Source organism: Candidatus Cloacimonadota bacterium, assembly GCA_034722995.1.
Classification (GTDB): Bacteria; Cloacimonadota; Cloacimonadia; order JGIOTU-2; family JGIOTU-2; genus JAGMCF01.
On record JAYEOL010000052.1, the window covers coordinates 21,955 to 44,567 of the forward strand.

Genomic DNA, 22,613 nt, shown 5'->3' on the forward strand with positions numbered 1-22,613 from the left:
AATAATTTTGTTATTTTTAACTTTTGGACTTTGTTTGTTATTTGTCATTTGCCCGTCCTCCGCAGAAGCTCTGCTTCGGAGGATGGATAATTTGGATTTTATTTGACATTTGTTATTTGTTCACCCTGTGGAATACGAAGTCCCGATATAATCGGGATTCCACAGGGTAAATTTGTAATTTTTGTTTTAGAATTCGTCTTCACTTTTTGCTGAACGAGTCATAAGTCTCTTTAATCCTGCTTGAGGTGAAAGGTCATTGAAAAGAATATTGTATATTTCATTAGTGATAGGCATTTCAATACTCATCTTTCTGCCTAATTTATATGCTGCCTGTGTGGTTTTGATTCCTTCTGCAATCATCTCCATACTTTCTGTTATTTCTTTTAAGGTTTTGCCTTTAGCAAGCTGTTCGCCCACAAATCTATTTCGGCTATACTTGCTTTCACAGGTAACTATAAGATCGCCAATCCCGGAAATACCTGAAAATGTATGTGGATTTGCACCACATTTTATACCTAAACGAGTAATCTCGCGAAGACCCCGGGTAATCAAAGCGGCTTTGGAACTATCGCCCAAATTCATACCATCAGCAATTCCTGCACCGATTGCAATGACATTTTTTAATGATGCTCCTAATTCAACTCCAATTATATCAGCACTAGTATAAACTCTGAAATGATTAGTCATAAATATTTTTTGGATTTCGTTTGCGAAATCTTCACTGATAGATGCGGCAACGATTGTAGCAGGTAATTTTTTGCTAACTTCTTCTGCATGGGTTGGGCCAGATAAGGCGGAGATGTTTTCTGGCAGCGCATTTGTTTCATCAATAATGACTTGAGACATTCTCATTAATGTGTCAATCTCCAATCCTTTAGTTACGCTTACTATATGTTTGCATTTTAGTTCACTCTTAACTTTGGAAATAGTGTTTCGGACGAACTGCGAAGGCACAGCTATCACAGTAATGTCACCAGAAGAAACAGTCTCGTTAAGATCGTTGGTCACCATTAAATTTTCAGGAAAGGGACAATCTGGAAGAAAGAATTTGTTTATACGATTTTTTTGCATTTTTACGGCACGTTCTCTTATCCACTCCCAACCTTTAACAGAGAATCCTTTTTCTGCAAGAAGAATGGCTAATGTCGTGCCCCAACTTCCCATACCAATTACTGAAATATTTTTCATTTAGTGACTTCCTTTATTTTCATAATTTTTTTACTATAATTAGAAGGATGATAAATATGTTTCAAGTTTTTTGAAAATTAGCACTTTTTATTAAAGAGTGCTAAAATAATTTGACATTCATTTTAGTAAGAATTATATTTTCTATAAATGAAGAAAGAATCTAAAATATAAAGATGAATATAAATAAATTTACATTAAAAGCACAAGAAGCTATTCAGTCAGCTATTCAACTAGCTCAAGAATTTGGGCATCAAGAGATTTCTCCTGCACATATCCTGGCTGTGCTTGTGAAACAACAAGATGGGATTATTCCATCTATTTTAAACAAATCTCTATCATATCGGGATAAAGAAAATTTTTATAAAGATATTGAAACAATTTTAAATAAAAAACCTCAAATCTCTGGTGGAACACATCAGCCTTATCTATCTGCAGAACTGAATAAAATTTTTAATGATGCACAAAAAGAAGCAGATAGATTAAAAGATGAATATCTCAGCACAGAACATATCTTCCTTGCAACAATTAGAGATAAGAATGAACTTACAAATTTGTATAAAAAGTATAATATTTCTGAAAAGGATGTTTTGCAAGTATTAAAAGAAATTCGTGGAAATCAGAGAATTACAGACCAGAATCCAGAGGCAAAATATCAGGCATTAGAAAAATATGCGAGAAATATTACGGACTTAGCAAGAAAGGGCAAATTAGACCCAGTTATTGGACGGGATGAAGAAATCCGTTCGGTTATGGAGATCCTCTCCCGTCGCAGAAAGAACAATCCTGTGTTAATTGGTGAGGCTGGTGTTGGTAAAACCGCCATTGTAGAGGGATTGGCAAGCAGAATTGTTGAAAACGATGTGCCAGAAACTCTAAAAAATAAAGATATAATTGAATTAGATATGGGAGCACTCCTTGCTGGAGCAAAGTTCAGAGGAGAATTTGAGGACAGATTAAAGGCTGTATTAAAAGAGGTGCAAGCTGCTCAGGGCAAAATAATACTTTTTATTGACGAGTTGCACACAGTTGTTGGAGCCGGTGCTACTGAAGGAGCTATTGATGCCTCAAATATGCTAAAACCTGCTCTGGCAAGAGGTGATTTGCATTGTATTGGAGCAACAACATTGAATGAATACAGAAAATATATTGAAAAAGATGCTGCATTAGAGCGAAGATTTCAACCTATAATGGTCTTTGAACCTGATGTAAATGATACTGTTTCAATATTAAGAGGAATCAAAGAAAAGTATGAAATCCATCATGGAGTAAAAATTAAGGATTCGGCTATTATTGCAGCTGCTACACTCTCCGAACGATACATAACAGACCGTTTCCTACCAGATAAGGCAATTGACCTGATTGATGAAGCTTGTGCTCACATTCGTTTACAAATTGATAGTTTGCCTGCTGAATTGGATGAGATAGAAAGAAAAATTCGTCAGTTGCAAATTGAAAATCATTCACTTCGTAAGGAAAAAGATGTGAAGTCCATTGCCCGACAAAAGGAGATTCAGAAAAAATTGGCGGTATTGCAGGAAAAATCAAATCATATTAGAACACGATGGAATCTTGAAAAAGAAATAATTAGCAACACAAGAAGACTTAAAGAAGAGATTGATAGTGCTAAAATTGAGATGCAAAAGGCAGAGAGAGAGGGGAATCTTACAAAGGCGGCGGAGCTAAAGTATGGCAGATTAAGAGAACTTACCAGGAAATTAGAAGAGAAGAACCATAAATTAGAAAACCTTCAAAAAGATACTCGAATCTTAAAAGAAGAGATTGATGCGAATGATATTGCTGAGATTGTTTCTAAATGGACTCATATTCCTGTTTCAAAAATGCTTGAGAGCGAAACCAGTAAGCTTTTGCGTATGGAAGAGGAATTGCATAAACGAGTTGTTGGACAGGATGAGGCTATAAATGCTGTTGCAAATGCCATTCGTAGGAATCGTGCCGGGATTAGTCCTGAACATCGCCCAATTGGAACTTTTATGTTTCTTGGTCCAACTGGTGTTGGTAAAACTGAATTAGCAAAAATTCTGGCAAAATTTCTGTTCAATTCAGAAAAAGCTATGATTCGTATTGATATGTCAGAATTTATGGAAAGACATACTGTTTCTAAATTAGTTGGTGCTCCTCCCGGATATGTTGGATATGAAGAAGGCGGTCAATTAACAGAAGCAGTAAGAAGAAGACCCTACAGTGTGATTTTATTTGATGAAATTGAAAAAGCTCACCACGATGTTTTTAATATCCTACTTCAGATAATGGAAGATGGAAGACTTACTGATGGACAAGGCAGGACAGTAGATTTTTCAAATACTGCGATAATTATGACATCCAATATTGCTTCCGAGCAGTTTTTCAATGAGAATAGCAAGAATGAAGTTTCACGACCAGTTTTGATGAAAGCTTTGCAAGCAAATTTTCGTCCAGAATTCCTTAACCGTCTTGATGAGATAATAATTTTCCATAGACTGACTGAAGATGATTTAGTTAAGATTCTTGACATTCAAATTGCTGATTTACGAGAAAGATTATCACATCAAGGTCTGGGGTTGGAGATTTCTGAACCAGCTAAGAAATATATAGCACAACACGGTTTTGATTCGCAGTATGGAGCAAGGCCTTTAAAAAGACTTATTCAAAAAGAAGTTGAAAACAAAATTGCTATTGAATTACTAAAAGGTTCGCACACAAATAAGAATACAATTCAAGATTCTGATAAAACAGATAGAGTTTTTATTGACATCCAAAATGGGAAAATTTCTATTTTGGTAAAATGAGAATATAATAATTAAATAATAATAATTGGAGGAAAGATGGCTAAACAACTGGAATTCGGCCATGAAGCCAGAGAACAACTAAAAAAAGGCGTTGATGTATTAGCCAATGCTGTAAAAACTACACTCGGTCCACGAGGACGAAATGTAGTTCTTGAAAAAAGCTTTGGCTCGCCCACAATTACAAATGATGGTGTAACAATTGCAAAAGAGATTGAGCTGGAAGATAAGTATGAAAATATGGGAGCACAGATGGTTAAAGAAGTCGCAACCAAAACTCATGATGTAGCTGGAGATGGAACTACAACCGCTACTTTGTTAGCACAATCTATCATTGATGAAGGATTTAAACATGTTACAGCAGGTGTTAATCCTATGTTTATGAGAAGAGGTCTTACTAAGGCTTCTGAAACTATAGTTAAAGAGATTAAGAAACTCAGCAAACCAACCAAAACCTCAGAAGAAATTGAGCAAATTGCTACTATATCAGCAAACAATGACCCAGAAATAGGAAAGTTGATTGCAGAAGCAATGGGAAAAGTTGGAAATGAAGGTGTCATAAATGTTGAGGAATCTAAAACTATGAAAACTGATTGGGAAGTTGTTGAGGGTATGCAGTTTGATAGAGGATATGTCTCACCTTATTTTGTAACAGATGCGGAAAAAATGGTTGCAGAATTGGAAGATGCTTATATCCTGCTTCTGGACAAGAAAATATCTGTTATGAAAGACCTGCTTCCTATTCTTCAAGAAGTGTCTCAAACTGGCAAACCGCTTTTGATTATTGCAGAAGATATTGAAGGTGAAGCTCTTGCTACACTCGTAGTTAACAAACTAAGAGGCACTCTTAATGTCTGTTCTGTAAAAGCACCTGGATTTGGTGATAGAAGAAAAGAAATGCTTAGAGATATTGCAATTCTTTCTGGTGGAACTGTGATTTCAGAAGAGGTTGGTTTGAAATTGGAAAACACAAAATTGCACGACCTTGGAATTGCTCATAAGGTTATCGTTGATAAGGAAAATACTACAATCAGAGAAGGGAAAGGAAAGGATAAAGATATTTCTGGAAGAATTCAACAAATCAAAAGACAGATTGATGACACTACTTCAGATTATGACAAAGAAAAACTACAAGAAAGACTTGCAAAGCTATCAGGTGGTGTGGCTGTTTTAAATATTGGGGCAGCAACAGAAACTGAAATGAAGGAGAAAAAACACCGTGTTGATGATGCTCTTCAGGCTACCCGCGCTGCTGTTGAAGAAGGTATAGTCGTTGGCGGTGGAGTTGCTTTACTTCATGCTGCAAAGGCAATAGACACACTAAAATTAGAAACAGAAGAGAAAATCGGTGCTGAAATACTTAAAGCCGCACTTCAAATGCCGGTTTATCAGATTGCCAGGAATGCTGGCGTGGCTGGTGATGTTGTTGTAGAAAGACTGAAAAATGAAAAGAATCCTAACATCGGATATAACGCTGCAAAACGAGAATATTCTGATTTAATGGCTGACGGCGTAATTGACCCAGCAAAGGTTACCCGCTCTGCTGTACAAAATGCTTGCAGTATTGCCGGACTTTTCCTTACGACTGAATGCATTATCTCAGATATTCCTAAGAAGGAAGAACCTACTCCACCAATGCCTCCAGGAGGATATGGCGGCGGCGGAATGTATTAAGAATCAAGTAGCACGGAACTCCGTTCCGTAAAAGCCAAAAGGCAAAAATTAAAAGGCAAAAGTAAAAAATGAAAAATCTAAGCGGTGTCTAAGTTCAAAAACTTGTGGATACCGCTTTTTATTTTGCTAAATAGCAATAATTAAAAAAAGGAGTTATGATGAAAAAAAAAAATTTAACTATCATCCTTGTCGTCTTCATCTTAGCAAGTTTATCTTTTTCAAATGTTATAGCTGATATGCAGCACTTTGGAAACACTAAACTTGGTGAGAAAGACCACACATGGACAATCGTGGATATAATCACTCCTGTTAGTATTCCTCTTGGCCATCTTTATGGATTGGATTATCACGATAGTTATCTATGGGTAGGTGATGATTCTGGTGGGCTAATTTATCAGGTGGACCCAGCAGATGGCTCAGTTATATCGTCATTTCAGGGTGCACCGGAATCAAATCATGGCTTAGCTTGGGATGGCACTTATTTTTGGGTAGCTGGAGATTATCAGGCTGATGGAAATATTTATAAAATGACCCAAGATGGAACTGTTATAGCTACAATTCCAAATCCGGGCGGCGATTATAGTGGAGGATTAAGCTGGCATAACGGTTATCTCTGGGTAAGCGTTTATTACCCTAATACTCAGCCGAATATTTATGAAATTGACCCCTCTGATGGTTCAATCGTTGATTCTCTGAGTACGGTGGGCATTCAGCCGCAAGGACTTGTTTTTCAGGATGATAACACCCTTTGGAACAGTATGGATGACAATGATGATGACCCAGAAAGGTGTACGGCTTATAATCCAGCAACAGGTGATACGATTTGGTCTTTCCTTGTTCCTACGACTAAACCACGAGGGCTTGCCTGGGATGGTACATATCTTTACTTAGTTGCAAAACAAGCTGAAGCAGGTTGGGATCAGGTTATTTATAAAATTCTACTTGATGGTGGCGGAACACCAGAGATAAATATTCCAATTACTAATCATAACTACGGCACAGTAACAGTTGGCGATTCTGCAACCTGGAATGCCACTGCACAAAATATTGGAACAGCAGATTTAGTAATTGATAATGTATATTTCACAGGATATAATATTTGTGTTACCTGCCCTCTTGAATTTCCAATAACTATCAATCCTGGAAATCAAGAAGAAATACCATTTATTTATACACCAATAAATCCTGAACCTTTAAACGCAATTGCAACAATAGAATCTAATGACCCATTACACCCAGAAGTTGATATTACTTTAACAGGAAATGCGGTAAATCCGGGACCAAGTATTTATGTGCCAATAACAAGCCATAATTACGGTTTAGTGCGAATCAATGCAATAACCCGCTGGTTTATGGAGATTCAAAACATTGGAGATGAGACCTTAGTTATTGATAGTATTTACTGTGACGATACTCACTTTACTGTGGATTCTGATGTAAGTTTTCCAATAAATATCGGCGTTCTTGATACTATTCAAATCGGCGTCTGGTTTAATCCTGAAGAAGCCATTTTATATGAAGGAACATTGTTTATAGAAAGCAATGACCCTGATAACAATCCATTTGAAGTTACTTTAGAAGGGACTGGCGATGATTCACAATATGAAATTGGAGAAACTTTATGGCAATATCATATTACGACCAGCTGGGATAATAGTCCCAAAGCTATTGCTCCCATACAGGACATCAATGGTGATAATATTAGCGATGTTATAATTTGTTCAGAAGATAATTATATTCGTTGCTTTAATGGAAATTCTTCTGGAGATGCTGATGTTCTTTGGGAAAAGGAAATTTATTCAGGTAATATCTATTCATATAGAGGATTGGATATTATAGAAGATATTAATAATGATGATTATCAGGATGTTATTGTTGCCACAACTGGTGGAGATAGATCAATAAGAGCAATTTCTGGAAAAACCGGTGTAACAATCTGGGTTCACGATACACATGAATACGGTGGTGGAGGTTGGGTTTATCAGGTAGATTGCAGATATGATTATAATAATGATGGAATTCTTGATGTTTTAGCTGCAACAGGTGATGATGCAGATGATACAGGTCCCAAAAGAGTATATTGTCTTGATGGTTTAACCGGATTATCAATTTGGGAATACTCATTAGGTGGACCTGGTTTCTCTGTAATTGGAATTGAAGATTGCACAGGTGATGGACAGCCAGATGTATTAGCTGGTGCTTCTAATGAAGGTGAAACCATAGGTTATGCTTATGGCATTAATGGAACAACAGGTAATATAATTTGGACATATACTACAACCTCTACATCAGTTTGGGCATTAGAACAATTAAATGATATCAATGAAGATGGTATTAAAGATGTGATTATCGGTGATTTCTCCGGGCATTTTTATTACCTTGATTCCACAAATGGAACAGCACTTCATACCGGTACTGTTGGTGTAGCAATTATACTCCAATTTGTAAAATTAAATGATGTTAATGGCGATGGGAATCCTGATTTTGGAGTTGCTCATAGCAGTAACAGTATGGTACAAGTGATTGATGGATATTCTGGAGCTTTTGTCTGGTCCCATTCTGTTGCAGACCAACCGTGGAATGCATCCAGAATTGCTGATGTAAGTGGAGATGGAATTGATGATTTAGTTGTTGGAACTCTTTACTCAAATAATTATGCTTATTTCCTTAATGGAGTAGATGGCTCAGAAATAGAATCTATTAGCACAGGAACACCAGTTGATGCAATTGCAGCAATCCCGGATATTGTTGGAGATGGTTCAATGGAAATGGTAGTTGGTGGAAGAAATGGCTGGGTATATTGCTATTCTGGTGGACTTGATGCAATAGTTGGTGTTGATGAGCAACAAACCCAGAATGATAATTTTATATTGTTGAAAAATTATCCAAATCCGTTCAGTAGTTCAACTACAATTTCTTTTAATTTAGCCACAAAACCACACGAAAATGCACAAATAAAAATTTATAATATAAAAGGTCAGTTAATAAAGAATTTCGAACTCCGAACTCCGAATTCCGAACTTACAAAGATTGAATGGAACGGAAAAGATCAGTCAGGTAATTCTGTTTCAAATGGTGTTTATTTCTATCAATTGGAATCTAAAAATTATAAATCTGATATTAAGAAAATGATTATACTTCGCTAATCCCGATGTATCGGGATGTATAATAAATTGTGATAAGATAATAGATTTTGAAATCATTCATAGGCGGAATAGAAATATTCCGCCTTTTTATTGACATAATAATATTGTATTTTTTGATTTTCCAAAATAATTATTTCTTGGAGAAGATGTGCGGTATTGTAAATTTCTAATAATTTTTATAGCGTTGTCTTTATTATTCTCAATTGTAGGTGAATTAAAAGCACAAGATGTAGTTTCTGCAAAAATTGAACCTGAAACAATCAAAATAGGACAAAAAGGTCAAATTAGTGTTAATTTTTTAATTCCTCCCGGACATCATCAAAGTCTGGAAAAGGATTATTTTTTTATCAAACCTGAAGAGAGGAGAGGTATACATTTTGAACCTACTATTTATCCAGCCCGTCTTGGCTTGGCAAAGCCGGGACAGGAAGGTAAAAAAGATGATAATGGTATTATAAATTATCATAATAAAGTTACATTAACAAAAGAATTTACTATCACTAAAGAGATTAAACCTGGCTTCCACCAGATAAAAGTGATAGCTGGATATCAACTTTGTGATGATGCTGGTATGTGCCTTTTTCCCGAAGAAGTTGAATTGGTATTACCTGTTATCTTTGGTAGTATCAGCCAAAAAGATAGTATTCCTACTCTAAAGGAAATAATTTCCACAAAGCATATTACTTCAGACTATGAGTTTAATGAAATAAAGAAATTATTAGATGATTTTGATATTGCAGGTGTTGCAGCAGGATATCAAAAAAGCGATAAGTTTATCTCTTTCTTAGAAAGTGGAACAAATGTGAATTCATCTACTTCAAATCTATTTGCTGGCAAAAGTATTTGGTTGATTATTCTTCTTATTTTAATTGGAGGCATAGCACTTAATCTTACTCCCTGTGTTTTGCCGATGATACCAATTACAATCGCTGTGCTTGGAGCTGGAACCCAGGCAGAATCAAAAAAGAGAGGATTTTTAATTGGAGGAATATATGGATTTGGAATGACATTAGCCTATGGAACGCTGGGGTTAATCGTTGTGCTTACTGGATCGCAATTTGGCACTATAAATTCTTCTCCCTGGTTTAATATTATAATTGCAGCTGTTTTCATTCTTCTTGCACTTGCTATGTTTGATATTATTCCAATAGATTTCTCAAAATTTAGAAGCGGCAATATACAAGGAAAAGGTAGAGGAAAGTTTATAACTGTTTTTGTGCTGGGTATTATTGCAGCAATACTTGCAGGTGCATGTGTCGCCCCTGTCCTGATTTCTGTCATTTTGTATTCTACAACGCTTTATGCCAAAGGAAATTCGGCAGGACTATTGCTACCATTTTTACTTGGAGCAGGAATGGCAATCCCCTGGCCATTTGCTGGTGCTGGTCTTTCATTCCTTCCTAAACCTGGGAAATGGATGGAATTGGTTAAATATATTTTTGGTGTTATTATTTTTATTATAGCAATTTATTACGGTTATACAGGAGTAAAGATATTTCAGAATAGAATGAAGCCTGTAGAACAGGTTGCAGTCACCAAAGAAAAATCCACTCTTCCATGGACATATTCACTTACTGAAGGACTGGAAAAAGCAAGAAAAGAAGGAAAACCCATTATGATTGATTTCTGGGCTACATGGTGCAAAAACTGTTTAGTAATGGATGCTACAACATTCAAAGCTGAAAAGGTTGTTAAAAAACTTGATGATTTCATTGTTGTTAAATATAAAGCAGAAAATCTTAAAAAATCTCCAACAAAAGAAATTCTTGATTATTTTGGAGTGATTGGACTACCGACTTATGTTATGCTTATTCCGAAATAAAATGAATTTACTATAAATTGTTTCACAAAGTAAAAAATGGGTTCTGCAAAATATGGAAAATTCACCTAACTTGTCATTCCCGTGTAGACGGGAATCCAGTAGGAATAAAGGTTTGTGGATTCCCAATCAAGTTGGGAATGACACGCGAATGCTATTTTGCAGAACGCATAAAGTAAAAAAGATATGGAGAAATATGGAATAAATTTATTGACGGTTTTTAGCAAAAATTAACAGTTTTTAAAAAAATGATAGAGTAAGAATATTCCGCCTTTTTTCTATTAGCATCACTATTTTTTGAAGGAAGTTATCAAGATATTCTATAATATTTGACAAAAAATTATTAATCAACAAATTTAACTAAAAGCAGAGCAAGTTAGCTCCGATTAATCGGAGCATTTTTTGTATGAAAAAAATATAGTATGAAAAATAATGAAATTTTAGAAGATATTATTAAAAAAGTATGCAAGAAAATGAATGTGCAACTCTATGATTGGAAATTAAGAGGAATTCGTAGTAATCAGTCTCTGGTCGTCTATATAACCCGGAAAGATGGTGTAACTTTGCATGACTGCCAGAGAGTTAGTCAGGAGATTGAGGATGAATTGGATATGAGAGACATATTTGATTCAAGATATGTTTTGGAAGTTTCTTCTCCTGGACTTAGTAGAAATTTGAATACTCTTCAGCATTTTATTGATGCTGTAGATGAACTGGTTAAGGTTAAATATCTGAATAATAAGAATAAAATAGAGACAGTAAAAGGTATTCTTGCATCGGCTGATGAATGCTCTATCTCTATTAAATTAGATGAGAAAAAAAATATTAATTTATTTTATGAGCAGGTAAAAAACGCAAGAACAGTTTTTAACTGGACCGCTGAATTCTCTAAAAAAGAAAGTAAAAAGAATTAGGGAGCAAAATGGGATTTAATTTGATTGCAATTATTGATGAATTTGCAAGGCTTAAACAGATAAAAAAAGAAGTTATTGCAGATATTATTAAAGATAGTTTAGAAGCAACATTATCAAAGAAATTAAATCCAGATTGTAAACTATCTGTTGAAATTGATTTTGAGGAGAACAAAGTAGTTGCCAGATTATTAGCAAAGGTAGTTGAAGAAGTTAAGAAAAATTTTGATGAAATCAATCTTAAAGATGCTCAAAAGATTATTCCAACCGCACAGGATGATGATTATATTCCAGTTGAAATTCCTATTACTGAATTTGGCAGGAAAACAATTCAATCGGCAAGACAGGCTATTATTACCAAGATAAGGGAGTCAGAAACTGAAAAAATCAAAGTTGATTATGAAAAACAGAAAGGACAAATTGTATCAGGTATTGTAAAAAAAGTGGAATATAATGGTTATATCGTTGATATAGGTTTCACAGAAGGGCTACTCCCAACCGAAGAGCAAGTTGAGACTGAATTTTATAAAATCGGTGATTATATTAAGGCATATATTGCTAATATTAGACATCAAAAAGGAAGAGTAAGGGTAATACTTTCAAGGAGGAGACCAGAGTTTATTATAAAATTATTTGAAAGTGAGATTCCAGAAATTTTGGACGGGGATGTTGTGATTAAGAAAATCGTAAGAGAGCCAGGATATAGAACCAAAGTTGCTGTTTATAGTACTAACAAGAATATTGATGCATTTGGAAGTTGTGTTGGGCCAAAAGGTATGAGAATAGAAGAGATAAAAAGGGAACTTCACGGAGAACAGGTTGATATAATTGTTTGGAGTGAAAATCATGAGCAACTCATTAAGAATAGTATTGGAAGTGAGTTGGTAAAAAGGGTCTATTTAGCTGATAAAGGGAAATTCGCCCAAATAATTACTGATGAAAAAAACAAAAATATTGCAATTGGCAAAGGTGGTAAAAATATCAAATTAGCCGCAAAACTTACTAATTATAAATTGGATGTTTTATTAGAAGATGAATATGAAGAAATCTCAGCTAATGAACGCAGAATTACAAGCACAGTCTTTGAACTTGAAGGTGTTACTGAAAACATTGGAATGATATTACATAATGCAGGTTATACCTCTGTTCAAGACATCCATCTTGCTTCTATGCAAGAACTTTGCCAGATTGAAGGAATTGGTGTAAAAATAGCTGAAAAAATTAAAGAGTCTGCCAGGTATTTTTAACCCTGTTAAAATAGGCTAAATTCAAATATATGAAAGTAATAATTCAGATAAGAGTTCTAACAGGGCGAGATGGTGAATAAAGCAAGTAATGCAGGACATATTCCAAAGCGGACTTGCGTTATCTGCAAAAGAAAAAGAGAGAAATCAAATTTAGCAAGATTTGTAATAAAAAATGATTCTATTGTTTTCTATTACAAACAAAAAATGCATGGCAGAGGATATTATTGTTGTTCAGATGTAAATTGTATGAATAAACTTGAAAAATGGATGAAAAAAAGAAAGAAAAAATAATTAACTTATTAAGACTGGCAAGAAAGGCTAAAGCAGTTGCTTTCGGCAGAATAGCAGTGAAAAAGAGCATTGCCGGCAGTAACACCAGCTTGATATTTTCAGGAAAGAGGAATAGTAATTTTCTACGACGAAACTGTGAGATATGTAAGCAAAAAGGTATTCAAATTTCCTACCTTTTTCCCGATGAAGAATTAAGTAAGATTTTTGGCAGACAAAAATTGACATTAGTAGCTATTAATAACAAAGACTTTACCAAAGGTATTAAGATAATTTTAGATAGTTGAAGGAAATAAATGGATCAAATAAGAGTTTATGAGTTTGCGCGAGAATTAAAAATTTCCCCACAAGCATTGATGTCAATTCTAAGGGATATGAAAGTGGTGGTAAAAAGCCATATGAGCTATATTGATGAAAAGTCTGTTGAAAAGATTCAGAAAATGTTTTCTGAGCAAATGAAAGCCGCAAGCACAAGACAAAAGCAAAGAAAAAGCTATCAGGAGCAGTTGCGTTCTAAAAGATTTAAAGAGTCTAGAAAATATGAAAGAGCAGAGGTTGCTGGTACTGAAACTAAAATCCCAAAAGAACCATCAAAAAAGACAGAGACCGCAAAACCATCTCCTAAAACAACAAAGGTAAAGGAAACACCATCCATATCAGAAAAGAGGCCTTATCCATCAAAACCTGCAAAAGAGAAGAAAAAAGAAAAAGTTAGATATAAAGACAAGAAAGCAAGACTTCGTGAAGAACGAGAAAGAAAATTTTTTGACCAGCAACAAATAAAAGGAAATATTAAAGCAACGCTTACAAAAGATGTAAAAGTAAAAAAGCGTAAGAAAGGAAAAATAGCAGGAGAACAGAAAACGCAAAAAATTGTAATTAGCGAATTTACTTCAGCTTCTGAATTAGCGAAAATTATGGGTAAAAATCCAATTGAGATTGTTGCCAAATTTATGGAGCTTGGGAAAATGATTACGATCAATCAAAGATTGGATAAAGATTCATTAATAATGATCTGTGATGAATTCAATTTTGAAGTTGAATTTGCTGAGCAATACGGAAGGGATATTTTGTCTTTAGAACGAAAAGAGACAAAGAAAGAAAAAATAAAAATACGACCACCAGTAGTTGCTGTTATGGGTCATGTTGACCACGGGAAGACATCAATACTTGATTGCATAAGGAAAAGTAATGTTATTGCTGGTGAGGCTGGTGGAATAACTCAGCATATAGGAGCATATCAAGTAGAATTTCAGAATAAAAAAATTACTTTTATTGATACACCAGGTCATGAAGCTTTCACTGCTATGCGAGCCAGAGGTGCAGATATTACTGATATTGCTATAATTGTAATAGCCGCTGATGATGGGGTTATGCCCCAAACAATTGAAGCGATTGACCATGCAAAAGCCGCTGATATACCTTTAATTATAGCAATTAATAAAATTGATTTGCCCAATGCAGACCCAGAGAAAGTAAAAATTCAACTCGGAAAGCAAAATGTTAGATTGCAAGGTTGGGGTGGGCCTGTAGAGTATGTTGAATGTTCTGCGAAAACCGGAGAAGGAATTGATAATTTGTTAGACACAGTTCTCTTAGTTGCTGAGGTTGAAGAATTATCAGCAAGGTATTCAGGTAATGCAGAAGGGGTTGTTGTTGAGGCAAAATTGGACAAAGGCAAGGGACCAGTAGCTACAATATTGGTGCAAAATGCTGTTTTAAAAACTGGTGATTTTGTAATATGCGGTGCTCAATTTGGAAAAATTCGGTTACTGCTTGATGAACGGGGGCAACCTGTGCCTATTTGCTATCCATCTGGAGTTATTCAGATTTTAGGTTTAAATGGAATTCCACAAGCGGGTGATACTCTAAATGTTGTGCGTGATGAAAAAATTGCAAGAGATATAACATCTAAAAGACAATACATTATTAGACAACGACAGATAGCAAGTGGCAAAGGTGTAACTTTGGATAATCTCTTTGACCGAATTCAGCAAAGCGAGTTGAATGTCCTTAATGTTATCGTAAAAGCAGACACAGATGGTTCCGTTGAAGCGATTTGCGATGCTCTTCAAAAAATACAATCTAAAGAGATAAAAGTCAATATTGTTCACAAAGCAGTTGGCGGAATCGTTGAGGCTGATGCAGACCTCGCAGCTGCTTCAAACGCAATTGTTATCGGCTTTCATGTCCGTCCAAATGCTGAAGCAAGAAAATCTGCTGAACTCAATAAGGTTGAAATACGATTATATGATGTTATTTTTGAAGCAATTGATGATGTGAAAAAATCCCTTGAAGGTTTACTGGCACCTGTCATTCATGAAGAAATTATTGGGACAGCAAAGGTTAAGCAAATTTTCAAAATATCTAAAGTTGGCGTTGTCGCCGGATGTTATGTAACAGAAGGGAAAATTATTAATGGTGCCTTTGTAAGACTTTTCCGTGAAGAAATCAAAATTTACGAAGGGAGAATAGCCTCTCTTAAAAGATTTCAGAATGAAGTAAAAGAAGTTCACGAAGGTCAAGAGTGTGGAATCGTTATTGAAAACTTTAATGACATCAAGGTTGATGATATCATAGAAGCTTATATAAAAACAGAAGAAAGAAAAAAAATAGAATAACCTAAATTAATGCCTGTAAAAAGTATAATCGTTGAACTTTACCTGCCCTTATCAAAATCTTTAAAAAATAAAAGAAGTATTGTAAAAAGCATAACACAGAGAATCCATAATAAATATAATGTTTCAATTGCTGAGATTAATAATAATGAGAAATGGAAAAATGCTACAATCGGTATTTCTATAATTGCCAATGAAATGTTATATATTGAAAAAAAATTATCCGATGTTATCCATTTTATTGAAGACACTTATATGGATGTTGAGATAACTAAAATTGAGGATTACTATTAATGGCACAATTCCGTCAGAATAGATTGAGTTCCCTTATTAAGCAAACCGTTGCAAAAATAGTTCGGTTTGATTTACGCGATAAAAGAGTAAAAAGTGTTGTAATTAAGGATGTAAGAGTCTCAGCAGATTTGCATTATGCAACAATATATTTTTCAATCTTAGATGGTGATATGGGAAAAAAGTCGGCTCAAAAAGGTTTAGATAGAGCTACGAAATATATCAGAATGAAATTGGCTAAATCCCTTAACCTAAAATATACTCCAGAATTGAATTTTGTTTATGATACAATATCTCAAAATGCTCGTTCCATAGAAAGGCTCATAGAAGAAGAACGAAAAAAATATGACATTAGATGAATTTAAGACTGAATTAAAAAACCTTATTTATACTAATCAAAATTTTGTTATAACAACACATGAGAATCCAGATGGTGACGCTATTGGTGCACAATTTGCCATTTATCTATTCCTAAAAAGACATGGCAAAAGTATTAGAATCATAAATCAAGACCTACCTCCAAATAAATATGATTTTCTCGGTTTATCAGATAAAGTTGAAACCCAAATCCCCGACGCTAACAATCAAATTGTCTTTATGCTTGATTATAATGAAAGAAAGAGAGCAGGGAAAAAAATTCAGAATGTGCTTAATAACTATCAGCAATTAGTTTGTATTGACCATCATACCAAACCAGAAAAAGTACCAAATGCTATTTTTTACATTGATACAAATGTTTCTTCAGCGTGTGAGATTATCTATTTGCTCCTAAAAGAGGAAATTAAATATTTTTCATCCCCTTGGAAAAGAAAATTTGCTAATTGCCTTTATACAGGCCTAATTTATGATACTAATAATTTTGCAAATAAGAATGTGTCTCACCAGACATTTACAGTAGCGAGCGAACTGCTTGCCATAGGTGCAGATAATAATCTCTGCTCTCTTAATATCTTTGAAAATAGAAGCACAGATGAATTAAAACTCCTGGGTAATACTTTGTCAACATTGAAATTCCACAAAACAGGACGAAATGTAAGCATTGCTTTTTACATTACGACTCAGAAGATGCTAAAAGGTTGTAATGCAGATATGGAATTGACAGACGGTTTCTCAAAAGAGGTTAAGCCTTCTAATGGACGAGACGTTGTTATTTATTTTCGTGAATTAAATACCGACAATTATCGGGTTTCACTTAGGTCAAAAGATTTGAATGTCCAGAAAATTGCAGAAAAATTTGGCGGTGGGGGACATAAATTGGCAGCAGGCTTTGAAACAAAAATTGAATTGGAAATGTTGAAAAATAAATTGTTTGAACTGATTAACCACGAAGGAAAATGACAAATTTCAATCCCCGATTCCTGAGCTCGTCAGGAACGGGCTTACTCGGGGACAAATTACAAATAATCCGCCATCACCGAAACGGAGTCCCGATAGAATCGGGTCTGGCGGACAAATGCCAAATGAAAGTCATACTTTGTGGTGAAAAATTTGCTTGTGAACAAAAAGTATTTCGGAGTACGAAAACGACTCCCGCTTTCGCGGGAGGAACTTTTCGCTTGTGCTACCTTGCTTAAAGTTCGTCTTCCGATAAATCGGAATCCTCGTTTCAGCACTCCTGTCTATAGTGGTAAAAATCAGCCTATGAACGGTATTTTAAATATAGATAAGCCAGCAGGCATTACATCGTTTGATGTGGTTAGAAAAATCCGTTATCTTACAGGCGTAAAGAAAGTTGGTCATTCAGGTACGCTTGACCCATTTGCAACTGGAGTTCTACTGGTTTTTGTGGGAAGAGAAACGACCAAACACATTTCAAAATTTTCAAATTTAGATAAAGAATATTATGCAAAAGTAAAATTTGGGGAAAAGACAGATACTGCTGACTTAACAGGCAAAGTTATTAAAAGAAAACCTATTCCAGAATTATCAATTTCTCAAATAGAATCAGTTTGCCAAAATTTTATTGGCAAAATTCAACAAATTCCTCCAATGTATTCAGCGATAAAAAAAGATGGAATTCGTCTCTATAAACTTGCGCGAAAGGGAAATACTATTGAAAGAGAACCACGGAGAGTTGAAATAAAAGAATTGGAATTGTTAGAGTATAATAAACCGTTCTTAAAATTTTCTTCAGTTGTATCTAAAGGTACCTATATTCGCACATTAGCAGAAGATATTGCTGAGAAACTTGGCACAATTGGACATTTAGTTGAGTTGCGAAGAATGGGAATAGGGAAGTTCTCTGTAGAAAATGCTTTAAACTTCAATAAATTGACAACCAAAATTGTACAAGAAAACATTGAAAAAGATCTTTTTTTATTTTAAATGAAAAGCATACACAAAATTAAGCATAAATTGAAAAATCTTGTTGTTACTGTTGGCACATTTGATGGGGTGCATCTTGGACATCAGAAGATTATGCAAACTCTTGTGAAAAGAGCAAAAGCAATTGATGGTATTTCAGTTGTAATAACTTATCACCCTCATCCGTTAGAAATTCTGAACAATAAACATTTTCCATATCTGCTTACCGAAAAAATAAAAAAAGAAGAATTTCTCAAAAAGATAGGTATAGATTATGTCCTCTGGCTTGACTTTGATAATAGATTAGCAAATCTTTCACCCGAAGATTTTATTAAAGCGTATTTTGTTGATAAACTATCAGCTAAAGAAATCATTGTTGGCTATGATTGGCATTTCGGTAAGAATAGAACAGGTAATTATCACTTATTGAAAAGGTACGAAAAGGTATATGGCTATAAAACGGATATTGTAAAAGAAGTGAAAATCGGAAAGAAAATCGTGTCCAGCACTAAAATCCGGGAATATATTAGAGACGGAAAAATAGAGTCTGCTCAAAAAATGTTAGGGCGATATTATTCTATTTTAGGTAAGGTCGTTCCAGGCGATAAAATTGGCAGGCAATTAGGATTTCCAACCATAAATCTTGAACCAGTAGAGCCAAGAAAGTTGCTCCCTCAATGTGGCGTGTATTTAACAAAAACTGAGTTCAAACAAAATAAAATGTGTGGTCTAACAAATATTGGCAAAAAACCAACTATAAAAAAGAATAATAGGAAAAAATTCATAGAAACATATATTTTTGATTTTGATAAAGAGATTTATTCCAAAAAGATTGAACTCTTTTTTATAAGAAGAATTCGGGATGAAAAAAAATTTGCAAGTAAAGAAGAACTCATAGAACAAATAAAGTTAGATGAAAGCATTGTAAGATGTATAATCCAAAATATGAAATTATAAAAAATAAAGTTATAGCTATTATAACAGCGGCAGGAAAAAGTGTGCGAATGAACTTACCAGTGAAAAAGCAGTTTATGCCACTTGCGGGTAAACCAATTATAGTCCATACAGTAGAGAAATTTTTAAAAGCAGAAATTTTTGATAAAATAATTATCACAATCAGTTCAGAAGATAGAAAACTCGCTGAAAAAATACTCTTTTCTAAATATAATTTTCCTAAAAAGAAATTTATCATTGTTGATGGAGGCGTAACAAGGCAACAATCCGTATTTAATGCATTAAAAATGTGCCCCGAAGCAACTGATTATGTTGTAATTCACGATGGGGTTAGACCTCTCGTAAAGGTTAAAGAAATTCAGGAAATTGTTGAACTGACTGAAGAAAAAAGAGCAATTACACTCGGCATAACAGCAAAAAATACTATTAAGAGAATTAAGCAGAATAGAGTCATATCCACTTTAGATAGAAAACAGTTATGGGAAATTTTTACACCTCAAGCATTCTATTATGACTTAATTTATAAAGCACATAAAAATGCAGAAAACAAAAAGCTCGAAGTAAATGATGATGCAGAATTGGTAGAAATTCTTGGTAAAGATGTTTTTGTTTTACAGGGTTTGCCAGAAAATATAAAAATTACTGACCAATTTGATTTGAAAATTGCTGAGGCGATATTACAAGGTGTAGAAAAATGAAAAGGATAAAAAATATTTTGGCAAAAATCTTACAAAAAATCCCGAATTTTCAAATCAAAATCCCGGTTACTGGACTTGGTTGTGGAGTTCTTGGCTTGGTCTTTGCCAAACAGACCATTAAAATGGGAAAGATAGCAGCACATCTTTTAAAAAGTCTTGAATATCGTGGATATGATTCTACCGGAGCTATTATTCAGAATGATAAAGGAAAGATTGTAGTCAGGAAAGATGTAGGTGCACCTTCTGAACTTGTTAAAACTTTGGGAATAGAAAAGCTATCAGGAAAAATATTCTGCGGGCAGGTTAGATGGGCAACTTTTGGTTCAGTTAACAAGGAAAATTCTCAACCTCATGAAGTAAAGTGCAAAAAGCATATCTACGGGGCTCATAATGGAAATATTACCAATACCTGCGCATTAAAACAGTTTCTTATTGATGAAGGACATGATGTTATAAGTAATAATGATGGAGAAATACTGGTTCATACTGTTGAGCAATATTTTGATATGTATATTGAGAAATTTCCAGATAAAAGACATTTAGAACCACAGATTCGCAAGGATTCTATGCGAAAGGCAATAATTGAGGCAAGCAAAAAGTTAGAAGGCTCTTATGCTGCTGTGATAGTTGACCCTGTTACAGAAATTGTTTACGCAATCAAAGCAGGAAGCAGTTTATATGTTGGAATAGGCGAATATGAAGGTAACAGATTTATCCTTGCATCTTCTGACTTAACTGCAATTTTACATTATACAAAAGTATTAATCAAAGTATATGAAAATGAGTTTATTGAATTTTCGCACGACAGATATCAAATATATGCATTAAAAGATATAACAATACATCAAAAGGATGGAACTTATAAACACTACAAAGAAGGTGAGAAGATAGATGTTAAACCAAAGCGTAGTAAGTTAAGAGCTGCAGATATTAAGCTCTCACCTCCATTTAAATATTTTATGGAACAAGAAATTTACGCTGAGGTAGAAAGCTGTAGGAAGCTTATTCAATTTATAAAGAATGGAAGTGAAGACAGCAAAAAAATTTGTAGCATTTTAAAAAATAGTAAGGCGTTAAATAACTATCAAACAATTTGCAAAAGTATCACCGAAACATCTAACTTTGAAAAACAGACAAAAATTTTTCAAAATTTCCTTTCTGACAAATCCTTTATAGAAATAAAAAAAGAATGTAAAAAGAAGATTCCAGAATTATTTGATAAATTTACTGACCCAGATTTTACAAAGATGGAGTTTTATTCTGATAATTCAACTGTTTTTTTAGAGATAATTGGGAATGAAATTTCTGAAGATTATCTTTTATTAGCTAAAATAATGGATGCCATTGATGAACAGCGTGAAACTTTAAATTTTCAGAAAAAAATAGAGCGTTTTCTTGAAATGATAACTAATGCCTGGGATAAACATTGTAATATTTACGCTGCAAGTTGTGGCACATCTTATCATGCTGCGAAAACCGCTGCCCTGTTTTTTAACGAAATCGCCGGAGTTGAGATAATACCTATTATACCAGGTGATTTCCGCGGCCAATATTCAAAGTCATTGCGAGATAAGGACATAATCATTGGCATAAGTCAAAGTGGCGAAACAAAAGATCTAATAGATATTTTTAGCAATGTAGAAAAATTAGGCAAAGATATTTATAGAATTGCCATTGTAAATAATGTAAATTCCACCCTTGGACAAGAGAAATCACAACTCTGTCTGCCTATTAGATGTGGTCCCGAAATGGCAGTTCCTGCAACAAAAAGTTACATCAATCAAATTACTCTTTTATATTATTTAGCAATACGAACCGCTGAAGTTAGACTTAAACATATGAAAGCTAATTCGTATGATAAGAAGGAAATAGGGAAATTAGAGCAACAGATTACACAGCGTTTTGAGACACTTGATTATATTCCAAACATTATAAGCGAAACGATTAATACAACCCAAGCTCAGATTGAAAATGTCGCCGAACAAATCTTTCTTGAACCCAGCATACATATTTTGGCAACAAAATTAAGCCCCGTTGCACAAGAGGGTGCTTTAAAAATCCGCGAAACAGTTTTGAATCATACAGAAGGAAGAGAAGGAGCGGAATTTAAACACGGACCAAATACAATACTGGGAGAAAATACAGTTTTTGGAATATGGAGTATAGAATCTTTGATGAAAAAGTATAATAAAGCAATTGAATTTATCTACTCTGAAACCAAAAGCGATGATGTGATAACTGAGGAAGATATTCCAAAAGTGATAACCGCGCTTGGTGATTATGTTTTTGATAGAGTTAGACCTTTTAACTTATTACCTCATTCCTTAAAACTCTTTGAGCGAACAGTTAAAAAATTTGATTTCTTCGCTTCTCTGTATAGAAATTACCCTTTGATTTATATCACTGGACCTGAAGAGCGAGATGTTAGATTAACAATTTCGCAGATTAATACACATAAAATTCGGGGTGCCAATAGCTTTCTTGTTGCTGAAGAAAATGATGACTTACTCCAGAACATCAGTTCAATTCCATCAGCACATCCAGACTATAAATGGGGTTATATTGAACTTCCAAAAACCGGCGATACACTTCTAACAGTTTTCTCAAGCATTGTTGTATTACAACTTTTAGCTTTGAGAATGAGTATAAAAAAGATGAAATATCTTAATAAACTCCATGTGCCCAGACATGG

17 protein-coding genes are annotated in these 22,613 nt (G+C 34.3%); 16 read left to right on the top strand and 1 reads right to left on the bottom strand.

Going from position 1 to position 22,613, the window contains the following annotated elements:
* Positions 1-186: 186 nt before the first annotated feature.
* A complete protein-coding gene (locus U9R23_06410) occupies positions 187-1,188 on the bottom strand; it encodes an NAD(P)H-dependent glycerol-3-phosphate dehydrogenase (GenBank protein MEA3476050.1) in 1,002 nt (333 codons plus the stop codon).
* A 173-nt stretch (positions 1,189-1,361) separates the two neighbouring features.
* On the opposite strand from U9R23_06410, the gene clpB reads away from it, so the two are divergent.
* The 16 genes from clpB to U9R23_06490 all read left to right on the top strand — a co-directional run.
* A complete protein-coding gene (gene clpB / locus U9R23_06415; protein MEA3476051.1) occupies positions 1,362-3,974 on the top strand; it encodes an ATP-dependent chaperone ClpB in 2,613 nt (870 codons plus the stop codon).
* Between the two features lie 36 nt (positions 3,975-4,010).
* Complete coding sequence (groL, locus tag U9R23_06420; GenBank protein MEA3476052.1) at positions 4,011-5,645, top strand: chaperonin GroEL; 1,635 nt, start codon at positions 4,011-4,013, stop codon at positions 5,643-5,645.
* A gap of 158 nt (positions 5,646-5,803) precedes the next feature.
* Entirely contained in the window at positions 5,804-8,791 is a 2,988-nt protein-coding gene (locus U9R23_06425) for a FlgD immunoglobulin-like domain containing protein (GenBank protein ID MEA3476053.1), read from the top strand.
* Between the two features lie 148 nt (positions 8,792-8,939).
* Complete coding sequence (locus U9R23_06430; protein ID MEA3476054.1) at positions 8,940-10,613, top strand: cytochrome c biogenesis protein CcdA; 1,674 nt, start codon at positions 8,940-8,942, stop codon at positions 10,611-10,613.
* 419 nt (positions 10,614-11,032) lie between these two features.
* A complete protein-coding gene (locus tag U9R23_06435; GenBank protein ID MEA3476055.1) occupies positions 11,033-11,524 on the top strand; it encodes a hypothetical protein in 492 nt (163 codons plus the stop codon).
* An 8-nt stretch (positions 11,525-11,532) separates the two neighbouring features.
* Positions 11,533-12,768: a transcription termination factor NusA gene (gene nusA / locus U9R23_06440; protein ID MEA3476056.1), complete on the top strand. Its 1,236-nt coding sequence runs from the start codon at positions 11,533-11,535 to the stop codon at positions 12,766-12,768.
* 69 nt (positions 12,769-12,837) lie between these two features.
* Positions 12,838-13,059, top strand: coding sequence for a DUF448 domain-containing protein (locus U9R23_06445; protein MEA3476057.1), 222 nt, complete (start codon positions 12,838-12,840; stop codon positions 13,057-13,059).
* Positions 13,032-13,343, top strand: a complete 312-nt coding sequence (locus U9R23_06450; GenBank protein ID MEA3476058.1) for a 50S ribosomal protein L7ae — start codon at positions 13,032-13,034, stop codon at positions 13,341-13,343. The genes U9R23_06445 and U9R23_06450 overlap by 28 nt, the downstream gene beginning before the upstream one ends.
* Positions 13,344-13,352: 9 nt before the next feature.
* A complete protein-coding gene (gene infB / locus U9R23_06455) occupies positions 13,353-15,677 on the top strand; it encodes a translation initiation factor IF-2 (protein ID MEA3476059.1) in 2,325 nt (774 codons plus the stop codon).
* Positions 15,678-15,686: 9 nt separating this feature from the next.
* Complete coding sequence (locus U9R23_06460; GenBank protein ID MEA3476060.1) at positions 15,687-15,968, top strand: DUF503 domain-containing protein; 282 nt, start codon at positions 15,687-15,689, stop codon at positions 15,966-15,968.
* Positions 15,968-16,324 carry a 30S ribosome-binding factor RbfA gene (rbfA, locus tag U9R23_06465; GenBank protein MEA3476061.1) on the top strand — a complete coding sequence of 119 codons (357 nt, stop codon included), beginning with the start codon at positions 15,968-15,970 and terminating at the stop codon, positions 16,322-16,324. The genes U9R23_06460 and rbfA overlap by 1 nt, the downstream gene beginning before the upstream one ends.
* Positions 16,311-17,303, top strand: a complete 993-nt coding sequence (locus U9R23_06470; protein MEA3476062.1) for a bifunctional oligoribonuclease/PAP phosphatase NrnA — start codon at positions 16,311-16,313, stop codon at positions 17,301-17,303. The genes rbfA and U9R23_06470 overlap by 14 nt, the downstream gene beginning before the upstream one ends.
* 141 nt (positions 17,304-17,444) lie before the next feature.
* On the top strand, positions 17,445-18,290 hold the full coding sequence (truB, locus tag U9R23_06475; GenBank protein MEA3476063.1) for a tRNA pseudouridine(55) synthase TruB: 846 nt from the start codon (positions 17,445-17,447) through the stop codon (positions 18,288-18,290).
* Positions 18,291-19,226, top strand: a complete 936-nt coding sequence (locus U9R23_06480) for a bifunctional riboflavin kinase/FAD synthetase (GenBank protein MEA3476064.1) — start codon at positions 18,291-18,293, stop codon at positions 19,224-19,226.
* A complete protein-coding gene (gene ispD / locus U9R23_06485; protein MEA3476065.1) occupies positions 19,199-19,921 on the top strand; it encodes a 2-C-methyl-D-erythritol 4-phosphate cytidylyltransferase in 723 nt (240 codons plus the stop codon). Before U9R23_06480 ends, ispD begins: the two co-directional genes overlap by 28 nt.
* On the top strand, positions 19,918-22,613 hold a 2,696-nt coding region (locus U9R23_06490), incomplete at its 3' end, for an SIS domain-containing protein (protein ID MEA3476066.1). The genes ispD and U9R23_06490, both read left to right, overlap by 4 nt.